7 protein-coding genes are annotated in these 12,374 nt (G+C 62.7%); 6 read left to right on the plus strand and 1 reads right to left on the minus strand.

Annotated features, from left to right (window positions below; genetic code table 11):
- Window positions 1-23: 23 nt before the first annotated feature.
- Entirely contained in the window at window positions 24-1,409 is a 1,386-nt protein-coding gene (locus tag LOY67_RS13055) for a hypothetical protein (RefSeq protein WP_265067564.1), read from the minus strand.
- 266 nt (window positions 1,410-1,675) lie between these two features.
- Between LOY67_RS13055 and LOY67_RS13060 the strand changes: the two genes are divergently transcribed.
- From LOY67_RS13060 to LOY67_RS13085, 6 genes are all read left to right on the plus strand, one after another.
- A complete protein-coding gene (locus LOY67_RS13060) occupies window positions 1,676-2,347 on the plus strand; it encodes a DUF3313 domain-containing protein (RefSeq protein ID WP_265067565.1) in 672 nt (223 codons plus the stop codon).
- A gap of 105 nt (window positions 2,348-2,452) precedes the next feature.
- Complete coding sequence (tpx, locus tag LOY67_RS13065) at window positions 2,453-2,953, plus strand: thiol peroxidase (protein ID WP_265067566.1); 501 nt, start codon at window positions 2,453-2,455, stop codon at window positions 2,951-2,953.
- Window positions 2,954-3,143: 190 nt separating this feature from the next.
- Window positions 3,144-4,460, plus strand: coding sequence for an MdtA/MuxA family multidrug efflux RND transporter periplasmic adaptor subunit (locus LOY67_RS13070; RefSeq protein ID WP_265067567.1), 1,317 nt, complete (start codon window positions 3,144-3,146; stop codon window positions 4,458-4,460).
- Complete coding sequence (locus LOY67_RS13075) at window positions 4,457-7,552, plus strand: MdtB/MuxB family multidrug efflux RND transporter permease subunit (RefSeq protein WP_265067568.1); 3,096 nt, start codon at window positions 4,457-4,459, stop codon at window positions 7,550-7,552. The genes LOY67_RS13070 and LOY67_RS13075 overlap by 4 nt, the downstream gene beginning before the upstream one ends.
- 196 nt (window positions 7,553-7,748) lie before the next feature.
- Window positions 7,749-10,853, plus strand: a complete 3,105-nt coding sequence (locus tag LOY67_RS13080; protein ID WP_265067569.1) for an efflux RND transporter permease subunit — start codon at window positions 7,749-7,751, stop codon at window positions 10,851-10,853.
- Window positions 10,850-12,325, plus strand: coding sequence for an efflux transporter outer membrane subunit (locus LOY67_RS13085; protein ID WP_265067570.1), 1,476 nt, complete (start codon window positions 10,850-10,852; stop codon window positions 12,323-12,325). Before LOY67_RS13080 ends, LOY67_RS13085 begins: the two co-directional genes overlap by 4 nt.
- The last annotated feature ends 49 nt before the right edge of the window (window positions 12,326-12,374 follow it).

The following is a 12,374-nucleotide window of genomic DNA, read 5'->3' on the forward strand; positions in this document are numbered from 1 at the left end:
GAACGCTGGGTTAAACGGCGGGGTCAGGCAATCAGCCTCAGAAACCAGGAAAAAATCAGTGGCGTGCCGGCTCCGGTTTCTCTGAGGGTCCAATTGATCATGATAAGACGTCCCTGGTTCTCCCTGATCCAGGCGGGATCCACCCGCAGATCGGTCTGGCTGACGTTCGGCATGATGGGGATTTCCTCGCCATAGCGGGTAGTCACGCCGAACAGCGCCATTCTTGCGCTATGGGGCGTGGAAAACAGCGGGTGGTAAACCCGCAGATTGGTCTTGCTGGCATCGAGCGTCGGCTCCGGCAACCGGTGTTTTTGCGCAGTGACAGTGATGTTCAAGTTCGGTGAGGGTATATCCGTAGCGGTGCCTGGCAGCCTGACGGTATACCCGACCGCTGCTCCGGTGCCGATGCAATCGACCACTTCGTTCCTGGGAACCAGGAACCTCAGGGTCTGTCCGGCCTGGGTGACGGTCTGGATTTCGCTGCCCCAAGTCGAATTACGTCCGATCCAGTAGACCTTGACCTGTTGCCCTTGGGCAGAGCCGGTATAGCTGACTTCGACGGTGGCGAAGTCGGCGTAGTAGAAATCGTTCTCGAAGTTCAGCCGCTCGCCGTTCAGCTCCCTGGCTTCCAGTACCTTGGGCTTCCTCAGGTCCAGTGCCGGTTGGCGCACATGCACGTCGATATAGGTGGTCCGTGACCATATGGCTTGCGGGCCGCTGATATTGCCCAGCAGATCGGTCACTCTGTACCGCAAGGCGAACCTGGGATTGTCCTGCCAGAAGTCCGCTGTCCTCAGGATCATTTCCACGTTGCCGTTGCTGGCCTCGAAGGCTGTTACGGTGCGCAGTGTTTCCTGGCTGTCGCGATCCAGGGTGATGACGTCTTTCTCGCGCATGTAGGGGTAGCTTATTTTCAGTAATACCCCCTGGGCGGCCATTGCCGCGTCCACGCCGTTGGCGATGACATCTGCGGGCAGGGTCAGGGTCAGGTTCGGGTTATCACCGGGACCGGAAACTTCGCCGCCAGGACGTGGCCGATGAAACAGCACGACCAATGGCAGCGATGTCTGGGGCACCGTTTGACCGATACGCAGCACACTCAGGCGAATCTTGTTGATGCCATTGCTCAGCAGGTCGCCTGGCAGGTGGAGAGTGAAGGGGTCGTTTTCTTCACCTGGTTGAATGGTCTTGTTCAAGACGGGGATGTCGGAGTCACCCAGCAGGATGCGGGCATTATCGTTCGCGTGTTGTTCCGTCCAAGGATCAATCACGATTGGAAGGAGGCCACCGGTGAGGAGGTTGAGCGGTAGGCCGCCGTGCGGATTCGCGGGATGCTCAACCGGTATCATTCCCGGAATATGGACCCGTTCGATGTCCAGGAGCTCGTTGTCGGTGTTCTGGCTGGTCATGTCATGTGCTCCCGTTATCACGAACCGTCTCGTCTCAGCGATGGGTTTTATCAAACCTCTCTGAGGCGGCATTGACTACTGTCAGGTCTGACAGGTGATGGACATAAAACCCGCCGCTCATCACATTTTCAGGATGTTCCCAACCGACGAAGAGGCGGCTTCCCTTCTATCGGGCAGGTTACTTTCATGTTGGAGTGGGCAAGAAATTGTCCATTGGCTATACCTGTAGTCCCGGCCCGTCTCGTGTGGCTTACAGGAGTGGCAGCATGAAACTCGCGTCAATGATCGGCACCGCATGCATCGTCTCGCTCGCCTTGGCGGGGTGCTCCAGCAAAGTCACTCAGCCCGATGAGTACTCCGGGTTCCTGGGGGATTACAGCCGGCTCAAGGAAGAAAAATCGCCCTCGGGGGCCGAGGTGATGCGTTGGGTCGATCCGAAGCTCGAGCCGGGCAGGTACACCCAGATCTATATCGAGCCGACGCAGTTTTATCCCAAGCCGCAGCCGACGGTGAAAATTCCCCAGGCCACCTTGTCCGGCATCACCGCGTATTACGACCAGGCGCTCAGGCGCGAGGCGGGCAAGTCCTTGCCGCTGGCGAGCGCTCCGGGGCCGGGCGTACTGGTGATGCGTGCGGCCATCACCGCCGTTGGCAGCAAGACCGAGGGGTTGAAGCCTTATGAGGTGGTGCCGATTGCGCTGGTGGCGGCCGCCGTCAGTACTGCCAGCGGTATTCGCGACCAGGAAACCACGCTGGGCACCGAGGCGGTGTTCCTCGACGGTGGCACCAACGCGGTGATCGCCCAGGTAGTGCGCAAGGGCATGGGCAAGCCATTGTCCAACGAGTCCCAGGTGATGAAACCTGATGATGTCAAAGGCGTCATCGATGACTGGGCGGCGGACCTGCACCAGTCGTTCCTGAAACTCAAGGGCAAGTAGCGGCCTCCGAGCCATGACTTTTTATGTCCAGCCATAGGTCGCGGCGGCATTTCATGGTTAACTCCGGCCTCGACCTTTTTCAAACACGTCAGAAGGAAACCGTTCATGGCTCAAGTCACCCTCAAAGGCAACCCGGTTCAAGTCAATGGGCAGTTGCCGCAAGCCGGTTCCACGGCGCCAGCCTTTTCCCTGGTTGCCGGCAATCTGTCGGACGTTTCCCTGAAGGATTTCGCCGGCAAGCGCAAGGTGCTGAACATCTTTCCAAGCGTCGACACCCCGACCTGCGCCACTTCCGTGCGTAAATTCAATGCCCAGGCCAACGAGCTGAACAACACTGTCGTGCTGTGCATCTCCGCCGACCTGCCGTTCGCCCAGGCGCGTTTCTGCGGTGCCGAAGGCCTGGAAAATGTTCAGAACCTGTCCACCCTGCGCGGCGCCGAGTTCATCCAGAACTACGGCGTGGCCATCGCTGATGGCCCGCTGAAGGGTCTGACCGCCCGTGCCGTGGTCGTGCTGGACGAAAACGACAAGGTGCTGCACAGCGAACTGGTCAAGGAAATCGCCGAAGAGCCGAACTACGACGCTGCACTTGCTGTACTGAAATAAGTGCCCTGAACAGCGTATTTATTACAATTGTTAACGGCCTGGCCCTGTCCAGGCCGTTTTCATTTGTAGTTCAAACGCTTAGCCTGCAACGCGATACGTAAGCCCAAGGTAAATTGCCGGTAAAGGCGCTTTGCTAAATACCCGCCAGTGCTTATCGTTCAGCCTTCCATAAAAGATGCCCACGCGCCCAATGGTTGATCACTCCATGCAATCCTCTGCTCCCCGCAATTCCCGTCGCTGGCTGTTCAGCCTGTTCATCGTATTGGTCGTCGCGGTGCTGGCCTGGAAGTTCTGGCCGGCCGGTGCGGATCACAAGTCCACCACCGGGCAGAAAGCCGCCGCTGGGCACATGGGGCGTTCGGGCGGCATGCGGCCCGGGTTTGGCGGCGCGACGGGGCCGATCCCGGTGCGGGTGGCACCGGCCGTCACCGGGGATTTCCCGTTGTATTACAAGGCGCTGGGCACGGTCACCGCGCTCAACACCATCAACGTGCGCAGCCGGGTGGGTGGTGAGCTGGTCAAGATTGCCTTCGAAGAAGGGCAGATGGTGAAGACCGGGGACCTGCTGGCCGAGATCGACCCGCGGCCCTACCAGAACGCCTTGCTGCAGGCCGAGGGCACCTTGCTGCAGAACCAGGCCCAGTTGAAGAACGCCCAGGTCGACCTTGAGCGTTATCGCGGCCTGTATGCCGAGGACAGCATCGCCAAGCAGACCCTCGACACCGCTGCCGCGCTGGTGGGGCAGTATCAGGGCACGGTCAAGACCAACCAGGCGGCGGTCAACGACGCCAGGCTCAACCTTGAATTCACCAAGATCCGTGCGCCGATCTCCGGACGTGTCGGCCTACGGCAACTGGACATCGGCAACCTGGTGGCGGCCAATGACACCACGGCCCTGGCGGTCATTACCCAGACCCAGCCCATCAACGTCGTGTTCACCCTGCCGGAAAACAACCTCGACACGGTACTCGCCCGCTACCGCAGCGGCGCGAAGCTGCCCGTCGAAGCCTGGGACCGTGGCGATGTGAAGCTCCAGGCCAGCGGTGTGCTGCAAAGCCTGGACAACCAGATCGATATCACCACCGGCACCCTGAAATTCAAGGCCCGCTACGATAACCGCGAGCAGTCGCTGTTTCCCAATCAGTTCGTCAACGTGCATCTGTTGGCCGACACGCTCAAGGGCGTGGTCCTGGCACCGACCGCCGCCATTCAGTTCGGCACCAACGGCACCTTCGTCTATGCCCTGGAGGGCGACAAGAAGGTCACCATCAAGAAGCTCAAGGTCGGTGCCAGTGACGGTGAAAACACCGTGGTCACCGAAGGCCTGGCCGTCGGCGACCGGGTGGTGCTCGAAGGCACCGACCGCCTGAAGGAAGGCAGCGAAGTGGAGGTGGTCAACGACAGCCAGGACGTGCCCACCACGCCGACCGAACACCTGCAGGGCAAGTCCGCCGCGGCGCCGGCTGAACCGGCCGTGGCCGACAAGGCGAAAAAGGGCGGCGCATGAACCTCTCGCGGCTGTTCATCCTTCGCCCGGTAGCGACCACGCTGAGCATGCTGGCCATTGTCCTGGCCGGCCTGATCGCCTACCGGTTGCTGCCGGTGTCGGCATTGCCCCAGGTCGATTACCCGACTATCCGTGTCATGACCCTGTACCCCGGCGCGAGCCCCGATGTGATGACCAGCGCCGTGACCGCGCCCCTGGAGCGGCAGTTCGGGCAGATGCCGGGCCTGACGCAGATGGCGTCCACCAGCTCCGGTGGCGCCTCGGTGATTACCCTGCGCTTCAACCTCGAAATCAACATGGATGTCGCCGAGCAGCAGGTGCAGGCGGCGATCAACGCGGCCACCAACCTGTTGCCGAGCGATCTGCCGGCGCCGCCGGTGTACAACAAGGTCAACCCGGCCGACACCCCGGTGCTGACCTTGGCGATCACCTCCAAGACCATGCTGCTGCCCAAGCTCAACGATCTGGTGGACACCCGCATGGCGCAGAAGATTGCCCAGATCAGCGGGGTCGGCATGGTCACCATCGCCGGCGGCCAGCGCCAGGCGGTGCGGATCAAGGTCAACCCCGAAGCCCTGGCGGCCAGCGGCCTCAACCTGGCGGACGTGCGCACCCTGATCGGCGCGTCCAACGTCAACCAGCCCAAGGGCAACTTCGACGGGGCGACCCGGGTGTCGATGCTCGATGCCAACGATCAGTTGACCTCGCCCAAGGACTACGCCGAGCTGATCCTGGCCTACGCCAACGGCGCACCGTTACGGCTCAAGGACGTCGCGCAGATCGTCGACGGCGCCGAGAACGAGCGCCTGGCTGCCTGGGCCAACGAAAACCAGGCCGTGCTGTTGAACATCCAGCGCCAGCCGGGAGCCAACGTCATCGAGGTGGTGGACCGGATCAAGGCGCTGCTGCCGAGCATCACCGACAACCTGCCGGCCGGCCTGGACGTTACCGTGCTCACCGACCGCACCCAGACCATCCGCGCCTCGGTCACCGACGTGCAGCATGAATTGCTGATCGCCATTGCCCTGGTGGTCATGGTGACGTTCCTGTTCCTGCGCCGTGTCAGCGCTACCATCATCCCCTCGGTGGCCGTGCCGCTGTCACTGATCGGTACGTTCGGTGTGATGTACCTGGCGGGGTTCTCCATCAACAACCTGACGTTGATGGCCCTGACCATCGCCACCGGTTTTGTGGTGGACGATGCCATCGTCATGCTGGAGAACATCGCCCGCTACATAGAGGAGGGCGACAGCCCGTTGCAGGCCGCGCTCAAGGGCGCCAAGCAGATCGGCTTCACCCTGGTGTCCCTGACGCTGTCGCTGATTGCCGTATTGATCCCGCTGTTGTTCATGGCTGACGTAGTGGGGCGGTTGTTCCGTGAGTTCGCCATCACGCTTGCGGTGGCGATCCTGATTTCCCTGGTGGTTTCCCTGACCCTGACGCCGATGATGTGCGCGCGCCTGCTCAAGCGTGAGCCCAAGGCGGATGAACAGGGGCGCTTCTACCGTGCCAGCGGGGCGTGGATCGACTGGCTGATCGCCGCCTATGGTCGCAAGCTGCAATGGGTGCTCAAGCATCAGCCGCTGACCCTGCTGGTGGCGGTGGGCAGCCTGGTGCTCACGGTGGTGCTGTACCTGGCCGTGCCCAAGGGGTTCTTCCCGGTACAGGACACCGGGGTGATCCAGGGCATTTCCGAAGCGCCGCAGTCGATTTCCTTCGCCGCCATGAGCGAACGCCAGCAAGAACTGGCCAAGGTGATCCTCGCCGACCCGGCCGTGGAGAGTCTGTCTTCGTACATTGGCGTGGACGGCGACAACGCTACGCTCAACAGCGGGCGCCTGTTGATCAACCTCAAGCCCCACAGCGAGCGGGATGATAGCGCCAGCGCGATCATTGCCCGCTTGCAACCGCAACTGGATCGATTGGTGGGCATTCGCCTGTTCATGCAGCCGGTGCAGGACCTGACCATCGAGGATCGGGTCAGCCGTACCCAGTACCAGTTCAGCCTGTCCTCGCCGGACGCTGAATTGCTCACCCTGTGGAGCGGTCGCCTGGTGGAAGCCCTGGCCCGTCAGCCGGAACTGACCGACGTCGCCAGCGACTTGCAGGACAAGGGCCTGCAGGTCTACCTGGTGATCGACCGCGACGCGGCTTCGCGCCTGGGCGTGTCGGTGTCGAACATCACCGATGCGCTGTATGACGCCTTTGGCCAGCGGCAGATTTCCACCATCTACACCCAGGCCAGCCAGTACCGTGTGGTGTTGCAAGCCCAGTCCGGGGAAAAGATCGGCCCCCAGGCCCTGGATCAGATTCACGTCAAGACCACCGACGGCGGACAGGTGCGCTTGTCGAGCCTGGCCCGGGTCGAGGAGCGTCAGGCCCAATTGGCGATTGCCCACATCGGCCAGTTCCCGGCGGTGATGATGTCGTTCAACCTCGCACCGGGCGTGGCCCTCGGGCATGCCGTGGATGTGATCGAGAAGGTCCAGCGCGATATCGGCATGCCGGTGGGCGTGCAGACCGAGTTCCAGGGCGCGGCCCAGGCGTTCCAGGCTTCGTTGTCGAGCACCTTGCTGCTGATCCTGGCGGCGGTGGTGACCATGTACATCGTGCTGGGCGTGTTGTACGAGAGTTACATCCACCCGATCACGATCCTCTCGACCTTGCCATCGGCGGCCATCGGCGCCTTGCTGGCGTTGATCCTCAGCGGCAACGACCTGGGCATGATCGCGATCATCGGCATCATCCTGCTGATCGGCATCGTCAAGAAGAACGCGATCATGATGATCGACTTCGCCCTCGACGCCGAGCGCAACCAGGGTGTCGATCCGCAGACGGCGATCTATCAAGCCGCCTTGCTGCGCTTCCGGCCGATCCTGATGACCACCCTGGCGGCCCTGTTCGGCGCGGTACCGCTGATGCTCGCCACCGGCTCCGGCGCGGAACTGCGCCAGCCCCTGGGGCTGGTGATGGTGGGCGGGTTGTTGGTGAGCCAGGTGCTGACGCTGTTTACCACGCCGGTGATCTACCTGTATTTCGATCGCCTCGGGCGGCGGTTTGCCAAGGCTGATGGGAAAGAGGTGCGGGCATGAGGGGCCGCAAAGCTGCCCCCTCCGTGGGCCCGGCGCAGGGCCGCTTTTTGTGGCGAGGGGATTTAGCGAAACGTCGCACCGCCCCGTCAGGCTGCGCAGCAGACTGTTTTGTGAGCGCTACGCACTCAAACGGGGATAAATCCCCTCGCCACAAAAGCGCTTGCAGCTTGAAGCTAACCGCTTGGAGTTGCCCCCCATGAACCTCTCCGGCCCATTCATCAAGCGCCCCGTCGCCACTATGCTGCTGAGCTTCGCGATCATGCTGCTCGGCGGTGTGTGCTTCGGCCTGTTGCCGGTTTCGCCGTTGCCGCAGATGGATTTCCCGGTGATCGTGGTCCAGGCCAACCTGCCCGGGGCCAGCCCGGAGGTGATGGCTTCGACGGTGGCGACGCCTCTGGAGCGATCCTTCGGCGCCATCGCCGGGGTCAATACCATGAGCAGTCGCTCCAGCCAGGGCTCGACCCGGGTGATCCTGCAGTTCGACCTGGACCGCGACATCAACGGCGCGGCGCGGGAAGTGCAGGCGGCCATCAATGCCTCGCGCAACCTGCTGCCCAGCGGCATGCGCAGTATGCCGACCTACAAGAAGGTCAACCCGTCCCAGGCACCGATCATGGTGCTGTCGCTGACCTCGGACGTACTGGAAAAAGGCCAGCTCTACGACCTGGCCTCCACCATCCTGTCCCAGAGCCTGTCCCAGGTGTCCGGTGTCGGCGAAGTGCAGATCGGCGGCAGTTCACTGCCGGCGGTCCGCGTCGAACTGGAACCACAGTTGCTCAACCAGTACGGCGTGGCGCTGGATGACGTGCGCACGGCGATCGCCAACAGCAACGTGCGTCGACCCAAGGGGTCGGTCGAGGACGACCGGCGGATGTGGCAGGTCCAGGCCAACGACCAGTTGGAGAAGGCCAAGGACTACGAAACCCTGATCATCCGTTACCAGGACGGCTCGGTGCTGCGCCTCAAGGACGTGGCGAAGGTCGCCGACAGTGTCGAGGACCGCTACAACAGTGGTTTCTTCAACAACGATGCCGCCGTGCTGCTGGTGATCAACCGCCAGGCCGGCGCCAACATCATCGAGACAGTCAACGAAATCAAGGCGCAACTGCCGGCGTTGCAGGCGGTGCTGCCGGCCAGCGTCAAGCTGAACCTGGCCATGGACCGTTCCCCGGTGATCAAGGCCACCCTGCACGAAGCGGAAATGACCCTGCTGATCGCCGTGGCCCTGGTGGTGCTGGTGGTGTTCCTGTTCCTCGGCAATTTCCGCGCCTCGCTGATTCCGACCCTGGCGGTGCCGGTGTCGCTGGTGGGCACGTTCGCGGTGATGTACCTCTACGGTTTCTCCCTGAACAACCTGTCGTTGATGGCGTTGATCCTCGCCACCGGCTTGGTGGTGGACGACGCGATCGTCGTGCTGGAGAACATTTCCCGGCACATCGACGAAGGTGTCCCGCCGATGAAGGCCGCATACCTCGGCGCCAGGGAGGTGGGCTTCACCTTGTTGTCGATGAACGCCTCGCTGGTGGCGGTGTTCCTGTCGATCCTGTTCATGGGCGGCATCATCGAGAGCCTGTTTCGCGAGTTTTCCATCACCCTGGCGGCGGCCATCGTGGTCTCGCTGGTGGTGTCCCTGACGCTTACGCCGATGCTCTGCTCGCGCTGGCTCAAGCCCCATGTACCCGGACAGGAAAACCGTTTGCAGCGTGAGAGCCGGCGTCTCAACGAGTGGATGGTCTGCGGTTATGCCAGCAGCCTGGACTGGGTATTGCGTCATCGACGCCTGACCTTGCTGAGCCTGCTGGTGACCATTGGGGTCAACGTCGCCCTGTATGTGGTGGTGCCGAAAACCTTCATGCCGCAGCAGGACACCGGCCAGTTGATCGGTTTCGTGCGCGGCGACGATGGTCTGTCGTTCAACGTGATGCAGCCGAAGATGGAGATCTTTCGCCGTGCCGTGCTCAAGGATGACGCAGTGCAGAGCGTGGCGGGCTTCATCGGCGGCAACAACGGCACCAACAATGCGTTCATGCTGGTGCGCCTCAAGCCGATCAAGGAGCGGTCCATTTCCGCGCAGAAAGTCATCGAGCGCTTGCGCAAGGAAATGCCCAAGGTGCCCGGCGCCCAACTGATGCTGATGGCCGACCAGGACCTGCAGTTCGGCGGCGGCCGCGAGCAGACCACCTCGCAATATTCCTACATCCTGCAAAGCGCCGACCTGGCGTCCCTGCGCGAGTGGTACCCCAAGCTCGTGGCCGCCTTCAGGGCCTTGCCGGAGCTGACCGCCATCGATGCCCGGGACGGCGGCGGGGCACAGCAGGTAACGCTGGTGGTGGACCGCGACCAGGCCAAGCGCCTGGGCATCGACATGAACATGGTCACCGCCGTGCTGAACAACGCCTACAGCCAGCGCCAGATCTCGACCATCTACGACAGCCTGAACCAGTATCAGGTGGTGATGGAGGTCAATCCCAAATACGCCCGGGACCCGAACACCCTGGAGCAGGTGCAGGTGATCACCGCCAACGGCGCGCGGGTGCCGTTGTCGACCATCGCTCATTACGAGAACAGCCTGGAGGACGATCGGGTCAGCCATGAAGGTCAGTTCGCTTCCGAGAGCATTTCCTTCGACATGGCCGAAGGGGTGACGGTGGAGCAGGGCACTGCGGCCATCGAGCGGGCCATTGCCAAGCTCGGCATGCCCGAGGATGTGATCGTGAAAATGGCCGGCACCGCCGATGCCTTCGCGGCGACCCAGAAGAGCCAGCCGTTCATGATTCTCGGGGCGCTGCTGGCGGTGTACCTGGTACTGGGTGTGCTGTACGAAAGCTACATTCACCCGCTGACCATCCTCTCCACCTTGCCATCGGCCGGGGTCGGTGCGTTGCTGTCGATCTACGTGCTGGGCGGGGAGTTCAGCTTGATTTCCCTGCTGGGGCTGTTTCTGCTGATTGGCGTGGTGAAGAAAAACGCGATCCTGATGATCGACCTGGCGTTGCAGTTGGAACGCAGTGGGCAGGCTCCGCTGGAATCGATCCGCAGCGCCTGCCTGTTGCGTTTGCGGCCGATCCTGATGACCACCCTGGCGGCCATCCTCGGTGCCGTGCCCCTGTTGATCGGCGGCGCCGAAGGTTCGGAGATGCGCCAGCCGCTGGGCCTGACCATCATCGGCGGGCTGGTGTTCAGCCAGGTCCTGACGCTTTACACCACGCCGGTGGTTTACCTCTATCTCGACAAGCTGCGCCATCGCTTCAACCGCTGGCGCGGCGTGCGCACTGATGCTGCCCTGGAAACTCCGCTATGACCGACCGTTCGTTCTTCAATCTAGTCGCGCCGCTGGCGACTGCCCGTGGCTCGCGGGCGCTGAGCCTGGCGCTGTGCGTGGCGATGCTCAGCGCCTGTGCCATCGGCCCGGATTACCAACGTCCGCAGGCCACCGCACCGGCGCAGTACAAGGAGGCCCAGGGCTGGCGCCAGGCCAATCCCAGCGACGCCCTGGCCCGTGGTGCCTGGTGGGAGCTGTACGGGGACGCGCAGCTCAATGGCCTGGTGGAAAAGCTCAACACCTCCAACCAGACCGTGGCCCAGGCCGAAGCCCAGTACCGTCAGGCCCAGGCCTTGGCGCGCAGTGCCCGGGGCGCATTCTTCCCCTCGGTGGACCTGACCGTCGGCAAGAACCGCTCCAGCCAGGGCACCGGCAGCAGCAGTTCAAGCCTGAGCAGTTCGGCCAGCGGTATCCGCGACACCTACAGCGCCCAGGCCGGCGTCAGTTGGGAAGCTGACGTCTGGGGCAAGCTGCGGCGCACCCTGGAGGCCAATGAAGCCAGTGCCCAGGCCAGTTTCGCCGACCTGGCCGCCATGCGCCTGAGCCAGCAATCGGAGCTGGTGCAGAATTACCTGCAATTGCGCGTGATCGACCAACAGAAACGTCTGCTGCAGGCCACCCTGGAGAACTATCAGCGTTCGCTGAAGATGACCGAAAACCAGTATCGCGCCGGGGTGTCCGGCAAGGACGCAGTGGCCCAGGCGCAAAACCAGCTCAAGACCACCCAGGGCGACCTGATCGACCTGATCTGGCAACGGGCCCAGTTCGAAAACGCCATCGCCGTGCTGATGGGCTTGCCCCCGGCTGAGTTCAACCTGGCGGAAACCCAGGACATCCCGTCATTGCCGCAGATCCCGGTGGCGCTGCCGTCGCAGTTGCTCGAACGCCGGCCGGACATCGCCTCGGCGGAGCGCTCGGTGATGGCCGCCAACGCCAATATCGGCGTGGCCAAGGCGGCTTATTACCCGGACCTGACCCTGAGCCTGAGTGGCGGCTACAGCAGCAGTACCTACGACAACTGGATCAGCGTGCCGAATCGCTTCTGGTCGGTGGGGCCGCAACTGGCCATGACGCTATTCGACGGCGGCCAGCGTTCAGCGGAAGTCGACCGCAGCGTCGCGGCCTACGACCAGACCGTCGCCACCTATCGCCAGACCGTGCTCGACGGGTTCCGCGAGGTGGAAAACTACATGATCCAGCTCAAGGTGCTGGAAGACGAAGCCCGCGTGCGCCAGGAAGCCCTCGACGCCGCGCGCGAATCCTTGCGCCTGACCCAGAACCAGTACAAGGCCGGGCTGATTGCCTACCTCGACGTGGTGACCGTCCAGGCCACCGCCCTGAGCAACGAGCGCAGCGTGTTGAGCCTGCAGCAGAGCCGGTTGATCGCCAGCGTGCAGTTGATTGCAGCGTTGGGTGGGGGATGGGATGGGCAGATGGAGGCGAATGAATAAATCGCTGGAAGAGCTTTTGTGGCGAGGGGATTTAGCGAAACGTCGCACC

Origin of the sequence: Pseudomonas sp. B21-056, assembly GCF_026016325.1 — a bacterium.
Lineage (GTDB): Bacteria > Pseudomonadota > Gammaproteobacteria > Pseudomonadales > Pseudomonadaceae > Aquipseudomonas.

What these genes read in the sequence shown, in the direction of transcription:
- LOY67_RS13080 (WP_265067569.1), top strand. Translation starts at nt 7,749, where the DNA reads ATGAACCTCTCCGGCCCATTCATCAAGCGCCCCGTCGCCACTATGCTG.
- LOY67_RS13070 (WP_265067567.1), top strand. Translation starts at nt 3,144, where the DNA reads ATGGTTGATCACTCCATGCAATCCTCTGCTCCCCGCAATTCCCGTCGC.
- tpx (WP_265067566.1), top strand. Translation starts at nt 2,453, where the DNA reads ATGGCTCAAGTCACCCTCAAAGGCAACCCGGTTCAAGTCAATGGGCAG.
- LOY67_RS13055 (WP_265067564.1), bottom strand. Translation starts at nt 1,409, where the DNA reads ATGACCAGCCAGAACACCGACAACGAGCTCCTGGACATCGAACGGGTC.
- LOY67_RS13075 (WP_265067568.1), top strand. Translation starts at nt 4,457, where the DNA reads ATGAACCTCTCGCGGCTGTTCATCCTTCGCCCGGTAGCGACCACGCTG.
- LOY67_RS13085 (WP_265067570.1), top strand. Translation starts at nt 10,850, where the DNA reads ATGACCGACCGTTCGTTCTTCAATCTAGTCGCGCCGCTGGCGACTGCC.
- LOY67_RS13060 (WP_265067565.1), top strand. Translation starts at nt 1,676, where the DNA reads ATGAAACTCGCGTCAATGATCGGCACCGCATGCATCGTCTCGCTCGCC.